General features: G+C 48.3%; 24 protein-coding genes. 8 read left to right on the top strand and 16 right to left on the bottom strand.

What is annotated here, in order from left to right; translation table 11 throughout:
* Nucleotides 1-146: 146 nt before the first annotated feature.
* Nucleotides 147-236 carry a YnhF family membrane protein gene (locus JK154_RS03735; RefSeq protein WP_211991163.1) on the top strand — a complete coding sequence of 30 codons (90 nt, stop codon included), beginning with the start codon at nucleotides 147-149 and terminating at the stop codon, nucleotides 234-236.
* A 77-nt stretch (nucleotides 237-313) separates the two neighbouring features.
* Here the strand turns inward: JK154_RS03735 and JK154_RS03730 are convergent, their stop codons facing one another.
* Nucleotides 314-1,156: a C40 family peptidase gene (locus JK154_RS03730; protein WP_211991162.1), complete on the bottom strand. Its 843-nt coding sequence runs from the start codon at nucleotides 1,154-1,156 to the stop codon at nucleotides 314-316.
* A 377-nt stretch (nucleotides 1,157-1,533) separates the two neighbouring features.
* On the opposite strand from JK154_RS03730, the gene JK154_RS03725 reads away from it, so the two are divergent.
* A complete protein-coding gene (locus tag JK154_RS03725) occupies nucleotides 1,534-1,869 on the top strand; it encodes a Grx4 family monothiol glutaredoxin (protein ID WP_211991161.1) in 336 nt (111 codons plus the stop codon).
* Between the two features lie 245 nt (nucleotides 1,870-2,114).
* Here the strand turns inward: JK154_RS03725 and rnt are convergent, their stop codons facing one another.
* The 4 genes from rnt to JK154_RS03705 all read right to left on the bottom strand — a co-directional run bounded on the left by rnt (nucleotide 2,115) and on the right by JK154_RS03705 (nucleotide 5,117).
* The gene (gene rnt, locus JK154_RS03720; RefSeq protein WP_211991160.1) at nucleotides 2,115-2,777 is read right to left on the bottom strand and encodes a ribonuclease T; all 663 of its coding nucleotides are present in this window, start codon (nucleotides 2,775-2,777) and stop codon (nucleotides 2,115-2,117) included.
* 95 nt (nucleotides 2,778-2,872) lie between these two features.
* Nucleotides 2,873-3,280 (bottom strand): lactoylglutathione lyase, encoded by a 408-nt coding sequence (gene gloA / locus JK154_RS03715; protein WP_211991159.1) that lies wholly within the window; start codon nucleotides 3,278-3,280, stop codon nucleotides 2,873-2,875.
* Between the two features lie 82 nt (nucleotides 3,281-3,362).
* Complete coding sequence (locus JK154_RS03710; RefSeq protein ID WP_211991158.1) at nucleotides 3,363-4,466, bottom strand: alkene reductase; 1,104 nt, start codon at nucleotides 4,464-4,466, stop codon at nucleotides 3,363-3,365.
* A 51-nt stretch (nucleotides 4,467-4,517) separates the two neighbouring features.
* Nucleotides 4,518-5,117 (bottom strand): TetR/AcrR family transcriptional regulator, encoded by a 600-nt coding sequence (locus JK154_RS03705; RefSeq protein ID WP_211991355.1) that lies wholly within the window; start codon nucleotides 5,115-5,117, stop codon nucleotides 4,518-4,520.
* A 261-nt stretch (nucleotides 5,118-5,378) separates the two neighbouring features.
* Between JK154_RS03705 and JK154_RS03700 the strand changes: the two genes are divergently transcribed.
* From JK154_RS03700 to slyA, 3 genes are all read left to right on the top strand, one after another.
* Nucleotides 5,379-5,618, top strand: a complete 240-nt coding sequence (locus tag JK154_RS03700; RefSeq protein ID WP_211991157.1) for a DUF1289 domain-containing protein — start codon at nucleotides 5,379-5,381, stop codon at nucleotides 5,616-5,618.
* Between the two features lie 41 nt (nucleotides 5,619-5,659).
* Nucleotides 5,660-6,556 carry an aldo/keto reductase family oxidoreductase gene (locus JK154_RS03695; RefSeq protein WP_211991156.1) on the top strand — a complete coding sequence of 299 codons (897 nt, stop codon included), beginning with the start codon at nucleotides 5,660-5,662 and terminating at the stop codon, nucleotides 6,554-6,556.
* Between the two features lie 683 nt (nucleotides 6,557-7,239).
* Entirely contained in the window at nucleotides 7,240-7,683 is a 444-nt protein-coding gene (gene slyA / locus JK154_RS03690) for a transcriptional regulator SlyA (protein ID WP_211991155.1), read from the top strand.
* Nucleotides 7,684-7,864: 181 nt separating this feature from the next.
* On the opposite strand, the gene JK154_RS03685 is transcribed toward slyA, so the two are convergent.
* On the bottom strand, nucleotides 7,865-8,332 hold the full coding sequence (locus tag JK154_RS03685) for a glycine zipper 2TM domain-containing protein (protein WP_211991154.1): 468 nt from the start codon (nucleotides 8,330-8,332) through the stop codon (nucleotides 7,865-7,867).
* A 470-nt stretch (nucleotides 8,333-8,802) separates the two neighbouring features.
* On the opposite strand from JK154_RS03685, the gene pdxH reads away from it, so the two are divergent.
* The 3 genes from pdxH to pdxY all read left to right on the top strand — a co-directional run bounded on the left by pdxH (nucleotide 8,803) and on the right by pdxY (nucleotide 11,904).
* Nucleotides 8,803-9,459: a pyridoxamine 5'-phosphate oxidase gene (pdxH, locus tag JK154_RS03680; RefSeq protein ID WP_211991153.1), complete on the top strand. Its 657-nt coding sequence runs from the start codon at nucleotides 8,803-8,805 to the stop codon at nucleotides 9,457-9,459.
* Nucleotides 9,460-9,675: 216 nt separating this feature from the next.
* A complete protein-coding gene (gene tyrS, locus JK154_RS03675) occupies nucleotides 9,676-10,956 on the top strand; it encodes a tyrosine--tRNA ligase (RefSeq protein WP_211991152.1) in 1,281 nt (426 codons plus the stop codon).
* 84 nt (nucleotides 10,957-11,040) lie between these two features.
* Nucleotides 11,041-11,904 carry a pyridoxal kinase PdxY gene (gene pdxY, locus JK154_RS03670; RefSeq protein WP_211991151.1) on the top strand — a complete coding sequence of 288 codons (864 nt, stop codon included), beginning with the start codon at nucleotides 11,041-11,043 and terminating at the stop codon, nucleotides 11,902-11,904.
* A gap of 54 nt (nucleotides 11,905-11,958) precedes the next feature.
* Here the strand turns inward: pdxY and gstA are convergent, their stop codons facing one another.
* The 10 genes from gstA to JK154_RS03620 form a co-directional block, all read right to left on the bottom strand.
* The gene (gene gstA, locus JK154_RS03665; protein ID WP_211991150.1) at nucleotides 11,959-12,561 is read right to left on the bottom strand and encodes a glutathione transferase GstA; all 603 of its coding nucleotides are present in this window, start codon (nucleotides 12,559-12,561) and stop codon (nucleotides 11,959-11,961) included.
* Nucleotides 12,562-12,715: 154 nt separating this feature from the next.
* Nucleotides 12,716-14,209 carry a dipeptide/tripeptide permease DtpA gene (gene dtpA / locus JK154_RS03660; RefSeq protein WP_211991149.1) on the bottom strand — a complete coding sequence of 498 codons (1,494 nt, stop codon included), beginning with the start codon at nucleotides 14,207-14,209 and terminating at the stop codon, nucleotides 12,716-12,718.
* A 650-nt stretch (nucleotides 14,210-14,859) separates the two neighbouring features.
* Nucleotides 14,860-15,495: an endonuclease III gene (gene nth, locus JK154_RS03655; RefSeq protein ID WP_211991148.1), complete on the bottom strand. Its 636-nt coding sequence runs from the start codon at nucleotides 15,493-15,495 to the stop codon at nucleotides 14,860-14,862.
* Nucleotides 15,495-16,184, bottom strand: coding sequence for an electron transport complex subunit E (locus JK154_RS03650; protein ID WP_211991147.1), 690 nt, complete (start codon nucleotides 16,182-16,184; stop codon nucleotides 15,495-15,497). The genes nth and JK154_RS03650 overlap by 1 nt, the downstream gene beginning before the upstream one ends.
* Entirely contained in the window at nucleotides 16,181-16,807 is a 627-nt protein-coding gene (gene rsxG, locus JK154_RS03645; RefSeq protein WP_211991146.1) for an electron transport complex subunit RsxG, read from the bottom strand. Before rsxG ends, JK154_RS03650 begins: the two co-directional genes overlap by 4 nt.
* A gap of 8 nt (nucleotides 16,808-16,815) precedes the next feature.
* Complete coding sequence (gene rsxD, locus JK154_RS03640; protein WP_211991145.1) at nucleotides 16,816-17,868, bottom strand: electron transport complex subunit RsxD; 1,053 nt, start codon at nucleotides 17,866-17,868, stop codon at nucleotides 16,816-16,818.
* Nucleotides 17,869-19,845, bottom strand: coding sequence for an electron transport complex subunit RsxC (gene rsxC / locus JK154_RS03635; RefSeq protein ID WP_211991144.1), 1,977 nt, complete (start codon nucleotides 19,843-19,845; stop codon nucleotides 17,869-17,871).
* Nucleotides 19,838-20,413, bottom strand: coding sequence for an electron transport complex subunit RsxB (gene rsxB / locus JK154_RS03630; RefSeq protein WP_211991143.1), 576 nt, complete (start codon nucleotides 20,411-20,413; stop codon nucleotides 19,838-19,840). The genes rsxC and rsxB overlap by 8 nt, the downstream gene beginning before the upstream one ends.
* Nucleotides 20,413-20,994, bottom strand: a complete 582-nt coding sequence (rsxA, locus tag JK154_RS03625; RefSeq protein WP_211991142.1) for an electron transport complex subunit RsxA — start codon at nucleotides 20,992-20,994, stop codon at nucleotides 20,413-20,415. The genes rsxB and rsxA overlap by 1 nt, the downstream gene beginning before the upstream one ends.
* 77 nt (nucleotides 20,995-21,071) lie before the next feature.
* Complete coding sequence (locus tag JK154_RS03620; RefSeq protein ID WP_211991141.1) at nucleotides 21,072-21,509, bottom strand: DUF2569 domain-containing protein; 438 nt, start codon at nucleotides 21,507-21,509, stop codon at nucleotides 21,072-21,074.
* Nucleotides 21,510-21,525: the final 16 nt, after the last annotated feature.

Below are 21,525 nucleotides of genomic sequence, written 5' to 3'. Positions count from 1 at the left end.
TAAGTAGCAGAGGATTTTGGACGATCCTGATAAAAAGTGGAAGCAGAAAAAAACGCTTATTATAAGAGATAACATGATTTTTACGCACAACTGTGGGAAAATCAACGAAGCCTCAAACTTTGTAAGGTATTAAAAGGAGAATAGTGATGAACACTGATCTGAAATTATCCCTGATGACGACAGTTATCGCGTTGGCTTTGATTGTTGTGGCGGGGTTTATCGCGGCACTGCATTAATCATAAGCGTCCTCTGGTCATGCCAGAGGACGCTTATTGTGCCAGTACGCCGTGGTTAACGGTTTTCCGCCGGGACATTAACGCAGATTTTTTGCTGTCATTACACGGCGGGCGCCCACGTAATGACGCTGCCAGTAGTCCTCACTGAGTGAGGTTATCTGAATATCACGACCCGTGCGGGGGGACTGAATAAACTTACCATTCCCTACATAGACACCCACATGGTCAGCTGTTCCCCGGCCCTGAATGCGGAAAAAAACCAAATCACCACTCTCAAGTTCGCCCATTTTCACCGCAGCAGCATCTTCAAGATGATACATTTCATTAGCTGTTCGTGGGATACGGAAGTTAACCAGGTCTTTATAGGCGTAATAAACCAGCCCGCTGCAGTCAAAACCCGTTACCGGAGAGGTACCACCCCAGCGATAGGGTTTCCCCAATTGCCCCATTAATTTATGCATGGCGGTCTTTTGTGCTTTTTGTACCCGGATTCTGTGCGCCTGGGCTAATGACTGATTTTTCTGCGCTTTGAGGGTACAAGGATTTTTGTACCCTTTTTTAGTTGTGCATTTTGCAGAAGCTGACGCGGTTTTAGTTAAGGTTGCGTGCACCACTCTGGCCGTGTTTTTTTTATGCGCTGTACGTGACGGTTTAGTGGTTTTAGCTGCTGGCTGGGATTTATGGATAGTTCGTGCTTTGTTAGTGCTGGTACTGACTTGTCGGTGTGAGCTTTTTTGGGGGGCGTTTTTTTTGCTGTTTTGTTGCCGGGACTTCTCTTTGCTCTTCTTGGTTTCGCTGGTGACGGAAGCCTTGGTTAACTCAGTCGAGCGAGTTTGTTGAGATGCCTGAGTCAATGGTGTAAAGGACAATGCCAGTAGCAGAGTACAGAGAGTAAGAGAACGTGTTTTTATCCGTGCCACTCGTCAATCCTCTGGTGGAAGAAAACATGATGACGACATCGACATCACCATGGGCGGTAATCTATTAGGAAAACTCGTTATCCGCTGTTCAGTATTAGCGGAATTCGTTAATACTAATGCATAAACCCTGTTGATGTTAATAGCTTTAACTGATGAAAAACGCATAATGTTATCCACTGCAAAAATTTTAAACAGTCTGAGTAGTTAAGTCTTATTCTAGGGTATTTTGCAAGGTTAAAAAGTTCGATGTTTTGCAACCATTTGTAGCAAAGGCGACACAGATACAATCCCGTATAAAAAATGTTGTTTTCTGATAGGGGCTCTACTGGCTACAATAAGCAACTAAAGCGCTATAAAAAAGTCTGAGGAAGCATGCAATGAGCACAATTGAAAAGATTCAACGCCAAATTTCAGAGAACCCTATTCTTCTCTATATGAAAGGCTCCCCTAAATTACCAAGCTGTGGTTTTTCTGCTCAGGCGGTACAAGCGCTGTCTGCTTGCGGTGAGCGTTTCGCCTATGTTGACATTCTGCAGAACCCTGATATTCGCGCAGAGTTACCACAGTACGCCAACTGGCCAACTTTTCCTCAGTTATGGGTTGATGGGGAACTGGTCGGGGGCTGCGATATCATTATTGAAATGTACCAACGCGGTGAACTGCAGGCGCTGATTAAAGAGACAGCGGCTAAATACCCGACCCCGGAAGCATAAATACGCAGTACAGGCTTAAGAAAGGCGCCTGTTTAATCATGACCGGTAGGGGCATTCCCCTGTCGGTCATTTTTTTGCCTTCGCTCGACAGGTAATCCTTTCTGCTCTCAGGAACCTGACAGGCAGATATCTGCCCGGACGGGCCCTATGGGTATTCGTGTGAACGACTGGGGGGACTACTGTTACCACGTCATACCCTGTTGCCGTGATAACAATAGTCAATCCGGGAACGGATGATGTGGCACTTAATCAGCAGCCGATGCCGAATCTTCAGGCAGGGCTAACGGCCAGCCGCCAAGACGTTTCCAGCGGTTAACGATTTCGCAAAACAGCAAAGCTGTTTGTTCGGTATCGTATAATGCGGAATGGGCTTGAGTATTATCAAAGTCCAGCCCTGCGGCGGTGCAGGCTTTTGCCAGGACTGTCTGCCCCAAAGCCAGGCCACTCAGTGCGGCGGTATCGAAGGTGACAAACGGGTGAAAAGGGTTACGTTTCAGGGAGGCGCGTTCGGCAGCAGCCATCATAAAACTGTGATCAAACGTCGCATTATGTGCCACCATAATCGCCCGGCTGCATTCAGTCTCTTTCATACCTTTACGCACGGCCTTAAAAATAGCATGCAGGGCATCATATTCACTGACAGCACCACGTAACGGGTTATGTGGATCTATACCATTAAAAGCGAGCGCTTCAGGCTGTAAATTTGCACCTTCAAAAGGCTCAACGTGAAAATGGATTGTCTCGTCAGGCAGCAACCAGCCATCTTGATCCATTTTTAGTGTAATAGCGGCTACTTCCAGTAACGCATCGCTTCTGGCATTAAATCCTGCGGTTTCAACATCAATAACCACTGGGTAAAACCCACGAAAACGGTCGCATAAGCCATGCAATTGCGTGTTGTCTGACATCTGATTCTCTTAATACGGGGAAAGTGCAGGGCGCATTATGGCAAATTTTAGCGAGGGATGCAGTATTGGGCGTAAGATACGCCCAATAGGGTATATCAGTGGCCTAAGCCTTTACCGGCGTCTTTCTCTTCGATAAGCTCGATTTTATAACCATCCGGGTCTTCAACAAAGGCAATCACAGTGGAGCCACCTTTGACCGGGCCAGCTTCACGGGTTACATTCCCGCCATTATTGCGGATGCGCTCACAGGCGTCGGCAGCGTTATCAACACTTAACGCGATATGCCCATAAGCATTACCAAGTTCATAACTGTCAACACCCCAGTTATAGGTTAATTCAATGGCGGCGGCCTCACTTTCCGGAGCGTAGCCGACAAACGCCAGAGTATATTTGTATTCCGTGTTTTCACTGGTACGCAGTAAGCTCATACCCAATACTTTGGTATAAAAATCGATAGAGCGTTGTAAATCACCAACACGTAACATGGTATGGAGTAGGCGCATATTGTCCTCATCAGATTAAACAATGTGTTACAGGAATTGTTGAGTATAACGGCGATTACCCGCCGCTATCAATGATTGCCCGTTATTCAGACCACGTAGGGTAGTCGGTATAACCTTCAGCATCGCCACCGTAGAAGAACTCAGGCCGTTGTTCATTCAGCGGGCGCTGATGCTGGAATCGCTCAACCAGGTCAGGGTTAGCGATATAATCCCGGCCGAAAGCCACCGCATCAATCAGCCCTTTATCAATCAGTGTTTCTGCTTTTTCAAGGGTATAAGCCCCGGCACCAATGATCACACCATTAAAGTGTTCACGTACCGTGCGACGGAAGACGTCACTATAAGGCGCACCACCAACCCAGTCAGGTTCAGACAGATGAATATAGGCGATGCCACGTTTATTGAGTTCATCAATTAAATACAGTGCATCTTCTTCAGCATCAGGGCCGTTATCCACATTCTGGAAACTACCAATAGGTGAGAGACGAATACCAATACGATTCGCTCCCCACTCAGCGCAGACTGCATCAACCACTTCCAGAAGCAGGCGGGCACGGTTCTCACGGCTACCACCATACTCGTCTGTACGCTGGTTTGAAGCAGCAGACAAAAATTGATGCAACAAATAGCCATGCGCTCCGTGGAGTTCCAGAAGATCAAATCCGGCTTCACGGGCACAGGCTGCTGCATGACGAAAATCAGCAACAATACCCGGAATTTCACTCAGTTCCAGGGCGCGTGGGTCGGAAGTATCAACACGGATAGCCTGACCATTTTCATCCCGAAGGGAGGTGCGGGTTCCTGAATTGATTGCGGAAGGAGCTACCGGCGCTTGCTGATCAGGCTGAATGCTGGAATGGGAAATACGACCTGTGTGCCAAAGTTGTACCGCAATGTGTCCCTGATGCTGATGCACCGCATTAGTGATGATTTTCCAGGCTGCGATTTGTTCATCAGTATGCAAACCCGGTGCGCCAGCATAGCCTTTTGACTGGAAAGAAATTTGCGTCGCTTCGGTAATAATCAAACCAGAACTGGCGCGTTGCTGATAATACTCCGCCATTAATGGGGTTGGAATATCCCCCGGTTCAATGCTACGCAGGCGGGTGAGGGGGGCCATAAAGATACGATTAGGGACGGTGATCGCTCCAACAGTTAATGGGGTAAAAACTTTTTCACGGGACATGTGCACCTCAAATAGACTGGTCGACTAGTGAATGGACAAATAAAATACCTGTCAGGGGACAGGCACAACAAGCAAGGTCTTAATATGTGCCAGAGCATTTTCCAGGGGGGTGGCTTTACGGGATAGTTTTGCCTGCAAGCTGGCCCCTAGCCATAATGTATAAAGCACCTGAGCCAGGGCTGGTGCTTCACCGGTGAAATAGAGCTCTTTTTCAGCTCGAGCCTGTTCGAGAGAGTGCGCCAGTAATTCCATCATTCTGGTTGCACCACAGTCAAGAGCGGCACGCATATCTTCAGAGAGATCGCAGACCTCGGCTGAGAGCTTGACTGCCAGACAGTTGGTCAGATGACCACTGGCAAAAAATTCATGCAATGAATCCTGGTACCAATTGAGCAATCGTTGACCACGGGCCCCGGGTGGGGCTGCAAGCTGAGTTTCAAATTGTTGATTAAAACGGCGATAATAATCCTCAAGCATCGTCACACCAAACGCCTCTTTAGAACGAAAGTAGTGGTAAAACGATCCCTTTGGAACTTCCGCGGTACGCAACAATTCACTCAGCCCCATTCCCGTAAAACCGCGGGCGAGGCAAAGCTGTTCACCAGTGGCAAGCAGATGCTTGCGAGTATCATGCTCAGGATTTCTGTTCATCATGTCAATATAATAGACCATTCGGTCTAATGCAATATCCGGGTCATAATTTCTGGCGTAATTGCCCCAACAGCCAGCATGGTGACGCTCCCCCCCTGCTATTTTTCCTTTCAGACACAACCAGAGTTGTGACACCGTCACTTTTAATGGTGCCTGTCAGCTAACGTTTTAATCAGTGAGAGCACATTATTTGTCTTAATGACTTGCAAGAGTCGGTTGATAAGACTTCAATAAGTTTATGATTAAATCAGGGGTTGTGCCTTGTCAGAGCAGCTTGAGTTTTTTCCATTACAAAGTCCGTGCCGTGGTATCTGCCAGTCAGATGATCGCGGTTTTTGTCGTGGTTGCTTCCGAAGTCGGGAAGAGCGTTTTAACTGGCAGACGATGAATGACGGTCAAAAGCAGGAAGTTTTACGATTATGTCGGTCACGTTTGTTACGTAAACTTCGGGGGGCTAAAACCCGTCAGGATGAAGAGCCCGAGCAGCCCTCCCTGTTTTAATTGAATACGACCCGGGTTCTTTCTTAAAAGGCGATAATATTATGATGCAACGCATTAAAACAGCTCCCCAGGGCCCCGAATTTTCACGTCTGGTAATGGGATACTGGCGTTTGATGGAATGGGGAATGACATCCCGGCAGCTGGCTAGTTTTATAGAAGAACATGTTGATCTGGGGATTACAACGGTAGACCATGCGGATATCTATGGTGGTTACCAGTGTGAAGCGACTTTTGGTAAAGCCTTGCAGCAGCTTGGTCATGTGCGCAATAAAATGCAGATTGTGACGAAGTGTGGCATTGCCACCAGGGCAAAAACTGAAAACAAGATTGGTCATTATATTACCAGCCGTGACTATATTATTCACGGTGCTGAGAATTCGCTGAAAAACTTGGCCACAGACCGGCTTGATTTACTCCTGATCCATCGCCCTGACCCGTTGATGGATGCTGATGATGTTGCGGAAGCGTTTATTCACTTGCACCAGAGCGGCAAAGTTCAGCACTTTGGCGTGTCAAATTTTACCCCGTCACAGTTTTCTTTACTGCAATCCCGATTACCATTCACTCTGGCCACGAATCAGGTTGAAATATCCCCAGTCTGCCAGTATTCGCTACTGGATGGGACTCTGGATCAGCTGCAGCAACTGCGTATTCACCCGATGGCATGGTCCTGTCTGGGGGGAGGGAGTCTGTTTAAGGATGATCAATATCAGTCTTTGCGTAATGAGTTGCAAGATGTGGCCATTGAGCTCGGGGCTGAGAACATTGAACAAGTCGTTTACGCCTGGATCATGCGGTTACCCTCACAACCGTTACCGATTATCGGCTCCGGTAAAATTGAACGGGTTCGTTCCGCCATTCACGCGCTGTCACTGGAGATGGATCGTCAGCAATGGTTCCGTATTCGCAAAGCGGCGCTGGGTTATGATGTCCCTTAAATACGCCAGACATACGGGAACGAACGCCTGGGGTTGAAACGGAAGATTGCAATGAGTAAGACAACTCATGTCTGAATAGTAACTTGTTGTTATCTTCCGGTATTTTTTCGGTTTTTGGCAAACGACTAACAACGTGTTAGATTGATTTTGTGAGAGGTTCATCGGTTGTTCCCCACTCGCTGTTGTGCCAGTGTTTTCAGGTTTCAGACGCTAGCGCCTGGCTTGTCGGATGCGACTCATCGCACATCAGACAGATTATTTCTGAAGGGCAGCTAACAGCTACATTTAAATCGTTAGTGTTAAAATGTGTCTTTTGACGTGCTATTTTCAGCCTCAATCTGGGCGATTTTTTGTACATCGATTGCCTTCAAAAATACAACATACCATCTGCACCGATACGTTTAACGTACACCTTTTCATCTGACAGATTTTATCTCTGCACGATAATAAGGAGGAGTAGAAAATCAGAATATTGGGCTGGTTACTTATCAGTAAAAAGTAAAATTACCGTCAGTAAAACCTCTGAATTGTAAAGTGTACTTTTCATTTTTGTTAGTTTGTAGAATATTGAAGTGGCAAAGAGTGAGTAAACTTTATCAAAATAAGGGATTCGGTTTTGGCATTTAATGTCTGGACATGACATTAGGATCGGCAAATTAAGTTAGAAAGCTAATTATAAGGAGGTGAAATTGGAATCGCCATTAGGATCGGACTTATCCCGTTTGGTGCGTCTCTGGCGCGCATTAATCGATCACCGATTAAAGCCTTTGGAATTGACACAGACCCATTGGGTGACATTGCATAATATTCATCAAATGCCCCCCGAACAGTCTCAAATTCAACTGGCTAAAGCCATTGGTATCGAGCAACCTTCTTTGGTCCGTACTTTAGATCAGTTGGAAAAGAAAGGGCTTATTGCTCGTCGTACCTGTGCCTACGATCGTCGAGCCAAACGAATTACGCTAACAGAAAGTGCCGGAGTAATTATTGAACAAATGGAACATGTCATCGGCATGACACGTTGTGAGATTCTTTCTGGTATCAGCTCAGAAGAACAAGAACAACTCATTAACTTAATCAGCCGACTGGAAACAAATATCACCCGATTACAGGGCGGTGAGGTGTAGCATTCATACTTCTGCGACGGTCCATACCACTGCAGTATTATGCCTGCTGCGCGACGGCTCGGTTTATGTTCAGCCATAACAGTATCCCAGTACTGTAGGGTGAAATAAACGACGGTGGGAATAACAAAAAACCTGTAAATATAAGGCCTACCTGAATTATCAGGTGAGGCCTTTAGTTATATTAACGTGGAGCAACTGAGACCTGGTTGCCATTCCCTATCAGTGAAACACGTTGTCCAACAGAGAAGCGTGTTGCATCCTGTTTTTGCGTCACAACGATAGTTCTGCCACTGTCTTCACGAATTTCCATTTGTACGCCATTGGTTTTATTCAGTTCACCCTGTACACCCTGACCTGCTAAACCACCTGCGATAGCTCCCGCAGCGGTAGCCAGTGAACGCCCCGTACCGCCGCCGATAGTATTACCCAGGAAACCGCCCAGAACGGCACCGCCAATAGCACCAACGATGTTTTCATCGCTACCACCCTGAATTTGTACTGGACGTACTGACAGAATGGTCCCGTATGTCACGTTTTGGACTTGCTTCGCTTGACTGGCACTGACCACATCACCAGAAAGTGCATTGTTGTTAACACAACCCGCGAGGGTTAAACCTACCAGTGAAACTACCAGAACACGTGAAATCATTTCTATCTCCAATCATGACGAGACGCTCAAATGAGCTTCCATGAGTACTCATTATATAGGGTAAATCGATCTGATACTTATCTTGTTACAACATCAACCGGTAAAATATAAGCAGATCTAAACTAATAATACCTAAACGGATACTAAAAAAATATCGGATTGCTGCATTATTACACGATTAACACTTCATCGAATTCAGAGCAAATCAGCGTCGCCATTCTGCGGCTGAAAGCACAATATTTATGCTATGCATGATCTCGATGAGAGGGTGAATATTGAGACTGTCATTTTATCGAACAGTTCACTACAGGGAGCATGCCGCTCAGGGATATTGGCAGTATTTAGTATTAAACAGGAAATAAGCCAGAAATTAAACGTCAAAGCCTGAACATTGCTGGTATCCAAAAGATTGAGATTTTTGGATACGGGGAGCACAATAGAACTCATTCAAAAATAGTGGGTGTAACATCATGTCTGATAACGATTCTTTGCAGCAGATAGCCCATCTTCGGCGGGAATATACGCAAGGTGGATTACGGCGTCAGCAGCTCACCGAAACGCCATTACCGCTATTTGAGCGCTGGCTGGCACAGGCTTGTGAAGCAAAACTGGCTGATCCTACGGCAATGGTCGTGGCGACAGTGGATGAGCATGGACAACCCTACCAGCGTATTGTTTTGCTTAAACATTACGACGAAAGAGGGATGGTGTTCTATACCAACCTCGGCTCACGCAAAGCGCAGCAAATTGAGCATAACGCGCGTATTAGTCTTCACTTTCCTTGGCATATGCTGGAACGTCAGGTGATGGTCCAGGGAATAGCTGAAAGGTTGTCGACCCTGGAAGTATTAAAGTATTTCCATAGCCGCCCACGTGACAGTCAAATCGGTGCCTGGGTTTCTAAGCAGTCCAGCCGTATTTCTGCACGAGGCATTCTTGAAGGGAAGTTTTTAGAACTCAAACAAAAATTCCAATCTGGAGAAGTTCCGTTGCCCAGTTTTTGGGGAGGATTCCGGGTGAGCATTGAGCAGATGGAGTTCTGGCAGGGGGGGGCCAATCGCCTCCACGACCGTTTTCTTTACCAACGAAACGAAAATGGCTGGAATATCGACCGTCTTGCCCCATAAGCGCAGGAATTTCTTGTTAAGCGCTGGTACTGTGGATGCGAGCGCTTTATTCTATGCATCCAGACAATTGATGTTGCAGGTTTTGTAAGTTCAGACTCATAAACAGGGCTGTGACATGGAAGAATGGGGCGTTTAGCGCTTAATAAAGAAACTTTCGCCAGTGGGCGAAAAGCCGTGTACCGGTAAAGGTGCAGTCGTATAGAGATGGAGAATTTGATGTCAGGCATCAATTTGATAAAACAATTGCAAGAGCGGGGCCTGGTGGCCCAGGTTACGGATGAGGATGCGTTAGCAGAGCGACTGGCGCAAGGGTCAATCGCACTCTATTGCGGCTTTGATCCGACCGCTGATAGCTTGCACTTGGGCCATCTGGTTCCTCTACTGTGCCTGAAACGTTTTCAGGAAGCAGGTCATAAGCCGGTCGCATTAGTCGGTGGGGCAACCGGGCTTATTGGTGATCCTAGCTTTAAAGCCGTAGAGCGTAAGCTCAATACTGAAGACACTGTTGAAGAGTGGGTAGAAAAGATTCGTCGCCAGGTTGAGCCTTTCTTAAGCTTTGACTGTGGTGAAAACTCCGCGATTGCTGCCAATAACTATGACTGGTTTGGCAACATGAATGTACTGACTTTCCTGCGTGATATCGGCAAGCATTTCTCTGTTAATCAGATGATTAATAAAGAAGCGGTGAAGCAGCGCCTTAATCGTGATGATGTGGGAATCTCTTTTACCGAGTTTTCCTATAATTTATTACAAGGTTATGACTTTGCCTGCCTGAACAAACTGCACGGGGTGGTATTGCAGATTGGTGGTTCGGACCAGTGGGGGAATATCACTTCAGGGATTGATCTTACCCGCCGTTTACATCAGCAACAAGCTTTTGGGTTAACGGTTCCTCTGATCACTAAATCCGACGGCACCAAATTTGGGAAAACTGAGGGTGGCGCCGTCTGGCTTGATCCGAAAAAAACCAGCCCATATAAATTCTACCAGTTCTGGATCAACACCGCCGATGCGGATGTCTACCGTTTCCTGAAATTCTTCACGTTTATGAGTCTCGAAGAGATAAACCAACTGGAAGAAGAGGACAAAAATAGCGGTGCAGCACCTCGTGCTCAGTATGTTTTGGCAGAGCAAGTGACACGCCTGGTTCATGGTGATGTGGGCCTGACTGCGGCCAAACGCATTACTGCCAGCCTGTTTAATGGCAATCTCAGTGAACTGAGCGAGGCTGACTTTGAACAGCTGGCACAGGATGGCGTTCCTATGGTTGAACTCGATTCCGGGGTTGACCTACAACAAGCCCTTGTTGAGTCAGAGCTGCAACCTTCCCGGGGCCAGGCACGCAAATCTATTGCTCAGAATGCGATTACCATCAATGGCGAAAAGCAGTCTGATCCTGAGTACCGTTTTGTCCCGTCAGATATTCTGCATAATCGTTACACGCTTCTGCGTCGTGGCAAGAAGAACTACTGTCTGATTTGCTGGAAGTCAGTCTGATAAACTAAGAGCGTAGCGCAAGCTACGCTTTTTACTTTTGGCCGGTGTTCCCGTCCGGCATACCTGGTGAGTAAATAGTCAAAAATGAAAAACATCCTTGCCATTCAATCCCATGTGGTCTTTGGTCACGCGGGAAACAGTGCGGCTGAATTCCCCATGCGTCGTTTAGGTGCCAATGTCTGGCCATTGAACACCGTACAATTCTCGAACCATACACAATACGGACAATGGACGGGAAGCGTGATGCCTGCCAGCCATTTAAGTGACATTGTGCAAGGTATCGCCAATATTGATAAGCTCAAATATTGTGACGCAATACTTAGTGGTTATCTGGGGTCAGCGGAACAGGGTGAGCATATTCTGTCTATTGTTCGTCAGGTTAAAGCAGCGAATCCAGCAGCAATCTATTTTTGTGACCCCGTAATGGGGCATCCAGAGAAAGGCTGCATTGTAGCGCCTGGGGTGGCGGAGTTTCATACTCGCTACGCACTGCCCGCCAGTGACATTATCGCGCCCAATATGGTGGAGCTTGAGATCCTGTGTGGGCACAGTGTGAATTCCGTGGCCGATGCGGTGGTCGCCGCTCGGGAGCTGATTGCGACAGGGCCACAAATTGTGCTCGTCAAGCATTTGGCGAAAGCGGGATTTCATGCAGAAAACTTTGAAATGTTGCTGGTAACGGCGGATGAGGCCTGGCATATTCATCGCCCGCTTGTGGATTTTGGTGAGCGCCAGCCTGTTGGTGTCGGGGATGTGACCAGTGGATTGCTACTGGTGAAACTCCTGCAAGGAGCCTCCCTGCGTGAAGCCTTTGAGCATGTTACTGCCGCAGTTTATGACATCATGCTGAAAACCCAGCATATGCGGGAATATGAACTGCAACTGGTGGCTGCACAAGAGAATATTGTTAATCCAGAACACAGATTCACGGCCGTAGCCCTTGATTAACACGATGATGGGGAAGTGGCTTCCCCATCATCGAACGTCATACCAGGTTAAATATTACTGGGCTTCAGCCGCCAGTGCTGCCGCAACAGCAGGGCGTTCTTTCATTCGTCCCATAAAGGCTGCCAGATGGGGCAGGTGCTCTATATTTAGCCCCAGAGCATAAGCCCAGCGAGCGACAGTAAACAGATAAGCATCTGCCACACTGAAACGTTGCCCCATCAGCCACTGCTTACCCTCCAGCACGGTATCAATATAAGCAAACTTCTGCGCCAGCTGCTCACGGGTGGCTGTTTTGTTCTCTTCAGGTGTGTCTGGCTTGAACAGGGGAGAGAAGCCTTTATGTAATTCGGTGGCAATATAGTTCAGCCATTCCAGGGTGTGGTAACGAGTCAGACTGCCCAAAGGCGCCAGTAGTTGACGATCAGGCACTTTATCCGCCAGGAACTGCACAATAACGGCCCCTTCTGTCAGCAATTCCCCATCATCGAGCAGCAGGGCGGGTACCTGGCCTTTCGGATTGATTGCCAGATAATCTTCATTATGCTCTGTGCGCTTAGTGGCTAAGTCGACCTGGACGGTTGAAAAATCCAGTCCGGATTCGCGCAGAATGATATGAGGAGAAAGGGAACAGGCGCCGGGCTTGATATACAGCTTCATGAGTCACTCCTTAAAGGGGAACTAACAGATAAGTGAACAGTGTGGCATAACGGCAGGGTAAATGATTCAGCCTTATTGGCATAAGTGGTTCCTGCTTATGCCAATAAGGTCTCCTCAAATTAGCATCAGAGGAGACCTGAATGAGGTTATGGACCTATGATGCTGTTACGTCCTTCGCATCCGGGTTCATCATACGGTTCAGTCTTGGGGCCGTGAATATCATCAGCAGAGCAATAACTGCCGTCACGATACCAATTTGCAGGAACACGCGTCCGTATATTTCCAGTGACTGGAGCGGGTTATTAATATTGCTGGGCACTGCCATCATGGCCGCCACCTTTCCGGCAATAATAGCAGCACTTGCAGAGGTCAGGAACCAGCTACCCATGATGAAACCCATCAAGCGCTGTGGTACCAGCTGGGCAACCATCGCCAGACCAAGGCCGGAAATCATCAGCTCGCCAATACTCTGCATGGCGTAGCTCAGGATTAACCAGTTAGAGGAGACGATCCCCGCCGCGCTGGCAAAGCTAATCCCCAGGGGCAGCACTAAGAACGATAAGGAGCAGAGCACCATACCAATGGCAAATTTATGTGGCATTGGCATTTTGTCGCCAAGCTTGTTATAGATTGCCGCCAGAATTGGGCTGCCAACGACGATCCAGAATGGGTTCAGCCCCTGGAATTGCTCCGGCTCGACTGCAAAACCTAAAATGCTGTGTTCAACATTGCGAATAGCAAAAAAGTTCAGTGAGGTTGGCATCTGATTATAGAGGACAAAAAACACGACTGCCTGTAGCATCAGGATAAAGGCCACGATCATTTTGCGACGTGCCGTTCCTTTCAGCGAGAAAGTCTCTTTCGCAAAAATAAAAATAACCCCTATAGCTACCAGCGCCAGCATCAATCGGGCAATCCCCTGGAAATGCAGTAACCAGGTCGCAGCGGTAATCAATACTGCAACACCGATCAGAGTTGTCAGTAGTTTTCCTGCATGAAGCGGTTCAAAATCAGGTTTTGAGCCGTGATTTTTAACCCATTTGCGACAGAATAAAAAGTTAACAATAGTTATCAGCATGCCCACCACACTCAATGAGAATGCAGCGCTCCAGCCATATTTGGCAGCCAGCCAGGGGGTCGCCAGTGTAGAGAAGAAAGAACCGATATTAATTGCCATGTAATACATGGTAAATGCCCCATCGATACGGGGATCGTCCTTTTCATAACAAGTAGAGAGTAACGATGACGGGTTAGCTTTAAACAGGCCATTACCGACGGCAACGGTGGCTAAACCAACATACAGGATACCACTGTCATGACCTGAGGTGGCGATGGCTAAATATCCCAAGGCCAGCACAATGGCGCCCAGCATAATAACGCGTTTAGTCCCGAGGATTTTATCCCCCAGCCAGCCACCAATTGACATCATGCCGAACATTAGGGCACTGAAGGTGGCATACAAGGTTACCGACTGCTCCTCCGTCAGCCCCAGCATTTTGACCAGGTAGACAGTCAGAATAACTTGCAGGCCGTAGTAGCCGAAACGCTCCCAGAGTTCGATCGAGAAAATCAGATAGAAGGCGCGTGGCTGTTTAAAAACATTTAAGCTAACGCTTTCATTGGGTTGTTTGTTGTTTGTAGTTGACACATAGACCTCTTTACACATCCCGTATTAGTACGGTTTTTATATAATGCCTTGCATGATCTTCATTCCACTTGCTACCCATTATTCAGTCATTATCTGAGTCTGGCATGACCGGCAGATGGAATGTTTCCAGGCAAGACATTTAATTTTTATTATCAAAAATTAAAAAACGGCGGGTAATGTTCCTTATCCTTACCCATTCGACAAGTGATTTGACATATTTGGTTACATATAATCTTCACCAGCATAATACACTATGATTAAAAAAGGATGAAGGTGTTAAATTTCACTATCGCTCTCAATTTCCTGCAAATACTCTGCAATTATGTGGTTTTAAGGAGCGAGCGGTGTTATTCCCTGCATTATGTCACCAGGCTGGTGTGATGAACTGCCTTAATGGTAATTATCCAGCTATTTATAGGGCGAGAGCGGCTCCGGCATGCTCTGGTAAATAGAGTGAATAATTGTTTTTTACATTTTTTTAACTAAAAACTCACTAATAAATCATACGTTTCAGCAGGCTAATCTTTTTCCCTTTATGGGGCCCAAAAAATCCCGAACGCGTCAAATATCCTAATCAATGCTCCTGATGATAACCGCAATAGTTACCGGAGAAACGGCAGGGCATTATGCCTATAATCCGCACTCAGGATTCAAATACTGGTTTTTTCTTTATATTCACACAAGTCTTCAATCAGGCATGAGCCACAGCGAGGTTTGCGTGCAATACAGGTGTATCGACCATGGAGAATTAACCAGTGGTGACAGTCCACTTTAAAGGCTGCAGGAACGACTTTCAGTAGTTTGGCCTCGACTTGTTCAACATTTTTGCCAGGCGCAAATTGCGTCCGATTACAGACACGAAAAATGTGAGTGTCCACCGCAATGGTAGGCCAGCCAAAGGCTGTGTTAAGGACCACATTCGCTGTTTTCCGCCCGACACCAGGGAGTGCTTCCAGTGCCTCCCTGTTTTCTGGCACCTCACCCTGGTGCTGATCCAGCAAGATACGGCAGGTCTTTATGATATTTTCAGCTTTGCTGTTAAACAGGCCAATGGTTCGGATGTAGGCTTTAATCCCGTCAACACCTAATGCCAGCATCGCCCCTGGTGTGTTTGCCACGGGATAGAGTTTAGCCGTAGCCTTATTGACACTGACATCTGTCGCCTGGGCTGATAACAGCACCGCAATCAATAGCTCAAAGACAGAGTTGAATTTAAGCTCGGTGGTTGGATGGGGATCGTTCGCCTGTAAACGCTGCAGAATGAGCAACCTTTTCGCACTATTCATCAGGCCTTTTCCACACTGGCATCTATTATGATTTCCGCAGATTTCCCTTTGCGCGCTTTCATCCGCTCATCAATCAGATATTTTACTGCCAGCATTAAACCAAGGCCAATAAAGGCGCCAGGGGGTAACATGGCTAACAGAAAAGGGGTATCGGTATGGAAAATTTCAATACGGATGGATTTGGCCCACTCTCCCAGCAGGGCATCAGCGCCATCGAACAGGGTACCATTACCAATAATTTCACGTAATGAACCCAGAACAAACATTGCACAGGTAGCCCCGAGTCCGGTGGCAAAGCCATCAAGGGCAGCCAGGGGAATGCTGGCTTTGGCTGCATAGGCTTCTGCCCGGCCAATGACGATACAGTTAGTCACGATCAACGGGATAAAGATCCCCAATGACTGGTAGAGACCAAAAGCATAAGCATTGATCAGCATCTGAACCACACTGACGACCGACGCGATGATCATCACGTAGATAGGGATACGTATCTCTGCGGGTACCCAAGAACGAAATGCCGACACGGAGGCATTTGTCAGGGTGAGTACCAGCATTGTCGCCAATCCAAGTCCCAGAGCATTCGTTGCGGTTGAGGTTACGGCCAGCAGTGGACATAGCCCCAGTAGTTGCACCAAAGCCGAGTTGTTCCTCCAGACGCCGTCGCCCAGAACACGTTTTGCTTCGTTCATGACTGTTCTCCGCAAGCACTAAGTTGATTAAGCATAGGTGGCAAGGTCCGGGCAAACAGCCCGGCGCGTTTCACCGCATTGACCACCGCGCGTGGTGTGATAGTTGCACCAGTAAACTGGGTGAACTGCCCGCCGTCTTTCTGTACTGCCCAGTTCGGATCCTGGTCATTCTCAATGTGTTTATGGGCAAAATGTGTGATCCAGTCACTGAGACGCAGTTCAATTTTATCACCCAAGCCCGGTGTTTCATGGTGTTCTGTTACTCGGGTGCCAATGATTGTGCCGTCAAAATCGGCGCCCACAAGTATTTGTATAGCACCAGAATAACCATCTGGCGCGGTGGTTTCCATCACAACCCCGATGGGGGTAGGCCCTTTGCGTGCGATATAAATTCTGTGTTCCCCTTTGCCTAGAGGGGAGTCTTTTACCAGTAAACAGCTATGCTGAATATCATTATCATAGAGATCATGATCGATAACCTGATCGAATAACTGCTGTTGCTGTAAAGCGGTTTGTATTGCAATAGTGGGCTTAGTGAGCTCATTCACGAGAGCGGTTAATCCCGTCAACAGAGCGGCAAAAAACGCCAGTGTGACACCATGTTTTCGCATTGTCTTTAACATCGTCTTTCCTAACGGTGGCCATAAGGGCGGGGACGGGTATAATAGTCAATGAGCGGGACCGTAATATTGCCTAAAAGTACCGCAAAAGCGACACCATCTGGATAGCCTCCCCAGGTACGAATTAACCAGACCAGTAGCCCGACCAGCCCGCCGAAAATAAGTCGCCCGCGATCCGTGGTTGAGGCAGTAACCGGGTCTGTCAAAATAAAGAAAGCACCGAGCATGGTGGCGCCAGAAAATAACATGGTCAGTGGCGGCAGGCATTTATCAGGTGCAATCAGCCAGCCGAGACCAGAACAGAACACCAGCATGGCCAAAAATGCCACGGGCATATGCCAGCGTATAGTGCCACGCCAGAGTAAGAAAAGGCCGCCAGCCAGATAAGCAAGGTTTACCCATTGCCAGCCCACTCCCGCCAGAGCACCAGAGAAAAGAGGCATCTGGAGTAAAGACTCCGCTGACTGCCCGGAATGCAGACCCGTTTTAAATGTATCCAGGGGGGTCGCCTGACTAATACCATCAATATCCAGTCGATATTCCTGCAATGTCTGACCACTTTGAGTCACACCATGGAGGATCAAGTTCATGCTATCCAGTGTGTCCGGGGTGGACGCTGCAAGCACATTCGGGGGTAACCATGTGGTCATCTGTACCGGGAAGGCGATAAGCAGCACCACATAGCCTATCATTGCCGGGTTAAACGGATTGTGTCCCAGCCCGCCATATAATTGTTTGGCAATGATAATGGCGAAAGCGGTACCCAGAATAACCATCCACCAAGGGGCGAGTGGTGGAATACTGATACCAAGCAGCAACCCCGTCAGCAACGCAGAGTTATCATTCAGATAAGCCCGGGGGGATTTTTTACGCAGCTGCATAACCAACGCCTCGGTAAAGAGTGCGGTGGCAACAGCCAGCAATAACTGAATCAGGGTGCCGGCCCCAAACCAGTACCATTGGGTTACAATCCCGGGTACCGTGGCGAGGCAAACGAGCATCATAATCCGCGAGGTATTGCGCTGATTATGGGTAAAAGGTGAGCTTGCGATTTTAAAAACCATTTATTCCTCTGAAGGCATCTGAGCGGCTTTCTTTGCCTGGGCCCGGGCAATGGCGGCCTCAACCGCCGCTTTCCGTGGGTCGACAGGCTCCGCAGGGTGCGCGGTTGCCGCCGTATCGGCCTGCTGCTTACGGGCTTTGGCCCGGGCAATGGCGGCCTCAACTGCCGCTTTTCGTGGGGCGACAGGCTCCGCGGGGAGTTCGGTTACCGCTGTGTCGGCCTGCTGCTTGCGGGCTTTGGCCCGGGCAATGGCGGCCTCAACTGCGGCTTTTCGTGGGTCCATATCAGCAGCTAATTCAGACGTCTGGTTTTGACGGGGCATGCTCGCGCCTGAATTATCATCAGCACGATTTTTCTCGGCCTGGCGTGCTCGGGCAAGGGATTTACGGGCCTCACGACTGGCAATTACGGCACTATTGTCTGGCACGGCTCCAGGTGTGATAACCGTGGACTGTTTGTCCCCGTTTATTTTGCTTTGTACGCGTGCCAGAGCAGCCTGAATTGCGGCACTGTCCTCACGACTGGGTTGCGCGGCGGCGGCTTTATGTTTTTCCTGGCGTGCACGTTTGTCGCGATCCAGTCGTTGCTGACGGGCTTCAAAGCGCGCTTTTGCTTCCAGGGTCCGTTTTGCTTCGAGCTCGATTTCACGTATCTCGGCTTTTTCCTGACGGAAATACTGGATCAGGGGAATGTTACTGGGGCATACCCAGGCACAAGCCCCACATTCGATGCAGTCAGACAGGTTATAACTTGTGGCTTTATCATGCTGTTTCCCCTTACTGAACCAGTATAGCTGTTGGGGTAACAGGTCAGCAGGGCACGCATCTGCACAAGCACTGCACCGAATACACCCTTGTTCTTCTTGGGGCGGGGCTATCTCTTCACTTGACGGTGCAAGTAAGCAGTTCGTGATTTTAACTACGGGGACATCAAGCTCCGGCAGGGTAAAGCCCATTAATGGCCCTCCCATGATGACTTTTTGCTCGGCGCTGGTTCGGAAGTGCGCAAACTTGAGCAAATGACGCACCGGCGTACCTAAACGAGCCCAGACATTACCTGGCTGAGAAATGGCTTCACCTGTCAGGGTGACCACACGTTCGGTTAACGGTTCCCCATCAATAACCGCTCGCTTAATCGCATAAGCGGTGCCAACATTCTGCATTAAAATACCGATATCTGACGAGCGTCCCCCATGGGGAACTTGCTTACCGGTCAGAATTTGTGTCAGCTGTTTGGCTCCACCAGAAGGGTACTTAGTCGGAATGACCCGCAGTTGCATATCATGGCTTTCAGCCAGCACTGCACGCATCATTGAGATTGCCTGAGGTTTATTATCCTCAATCCCAATCAGGATTTTCTGGGGCTGCAGAATATGCGCCAGGATGCGAATCCCCTCGACAATTTGTGCGGCACAATCCTGCATCAGGCGATCATCTGCAGTGATATAGGGCTCGCACTCGGCAGCGTTGATAATCAGGGTATCAATATTATCACCACCACCACGCAGTTTTGTTGCGGTAGGAAATCCCGCGCCACCCAGGCCGGCGACGCCAAACTGATGGATACGCTCAATCAGCTCGGTTCGGGAGCGCTGGGTATAATCACTCCAGCCCTCTCTCTCAAACCAGCGATCTTCACCATCAGCAAGCAGAATGATGCAAGGCTCCGTCAGGCCTGAAGGGTGCGCTGTAATATGATGTGTGATCCTGTCAATGGTTCCAGAGGTCGGAGCATGAATCGGTAACATGCGTCCGAAGCCGCGTGTTAACGGCTGACCACGCAACACCTTATCCCCAACGTTGACGCACAGTTCACCTTCATCCCCGATATGCTGTTTCAGTGGGATTACCAATGTTGGTGGCAGCGGAACCTGACGCAGAGGCGTGCCATTAGATTGGGTTTTCATTTCAGGGGGGTGAATACCACCGTCAAAATCCCAAATTCGATTTGCATTAAAACGTTTTAAAAAACTAAACATGATTATCTACCGGGATATTGCGTACTGGGATGCTGTTTAAATCCCATTTCCAGCTTTCAGTTGTCACAACTACAGGGCGCAGTTCGATACAAAGGGTTGGACAAGGGGCAACACAGAGATTACACCCGGTACATAAATCACTGATAACGGTATGCACGGCCCGGGTCGAACCGATAATGGCATCCACCGGGCAGGCCTGAATACATTTGGTGCAACCTATGCAGTTTGCCTCATCAATGATGGCCAGCATACGTTCCGGCTCTGCCTGATTATCACCGTCAAGGGGGAGGGGATCGACATTGAGCAGGGTAGCAATTTTGTGCATCACCGCTTCACCGCCAGGGGCGCAGAGATTGATTTTAGCGCCCTGGTTACCTACTGCCTCGGCATAAGGACGGCAGCCAGGATAGCCACACTGCCCGCACTGACTCTGTGGCAGTAATTCTTCAATACGTTCAACAATGGGGTCCTCGGTGACAGCAAATTTACGCGAGGCATACCCCAAAATCAGGCCAAAGACTAACGCCAGTAACGTCAGGGCGATAATCGCCATCCACAGGGTACTCATCAGAACTTCACCAATCCGCTGAAGCCGAGAAAGGCCAGTGACATCAGACCTGCGGTAATTAAGGCAATGGCATTACCTTTAAATGGGGCGGGAATATCTGCGACGACCAGGCGCTCACGCATAGCGGCAAACAGGACCATCACCAGCGAAAATCCAACCGCAGCAGAAAAACCGTACAGAGCCGATTGCAGGAAGTTATGGTTAAGGTTGACATTAAGCAATGCGACCCCCAAAACGGCACAGTTAGTAGTAATCAGCGGTAAGAAGATCCCTAACAGGCGATAGAGCGCCGGACTGGTTTTACGTATAACCATCTCAGTAAACTGAACGACTACCGCGATAACCAGAATAAACGAGAGGGTGCGTAAATAACCCACGTCCAGAGGTATCAGGATAAGCTCATTAATTATCCATGAAAAAATGGACCCAATGGTCATCACGAACGTGGTGGCAAGTCCCATACCTATGGCACTTTCCAGCTTTTTGGATACACCCATGAAGGGACACAAGCCAAGGAACTTCACCAATACGAAGTTATTGACCAAAATAGTGCCCACAAAAAGCAGCAAGTAATCTGACATGATTTGACCTAAAACGAAAAAAGCCGCCTATTATCGACTAATCAATCGATGGCAGCAACAGGCTGATTGTAGGGTTATTACGGATTTATAAAAGTTTCTTTAACCCTTTTAGACCGTTTTAAGTAGGGAACTGCTAACGCCGCAGCCAATAATGGGAACATCAGCTGGCGCAGGGCGAGACTGTCACTGACGGGGGACAGAGCAAAAGCCTTGATGGCCAGAATCAGGGACAGCATTAGCCACAAAATATAATGACGGACGACATTGCGGCGGCGCTTAAAGAATGCCACCGTCAGCCACAGGGTATAGCACCACATAGCTAATGCGCAAATAACTGAGAAATACCATAAAAACAGCATGTTATTTCCTTGCGCGGCCATCATCTGATGAGTGTCAGGGGCCAGCAGCATCATCCCGTAAATAGCAACCGCCAGGGAGCTGCTAATCAGTGACATTAAAAGCCAGGCCAAAGGTGCAAGTAACCAGCCAGCAATACGTGGGGGTTTAACCGTCATAAAAAATCCCGAACCA

Origin of the sequence: Citrobacter sp. JGM124 (assembly GCF_018257795.1) — a bacterium.
Classification (GTDB): domain Bacteria; phylum Pseudomonadota; class Gammaproteobacteria; order Enterobacterales; family Enterobacteriaceae; genus JGM124.
This window is presented reverse-complemented; position numbering and strand designations above follow the sequence as displayed.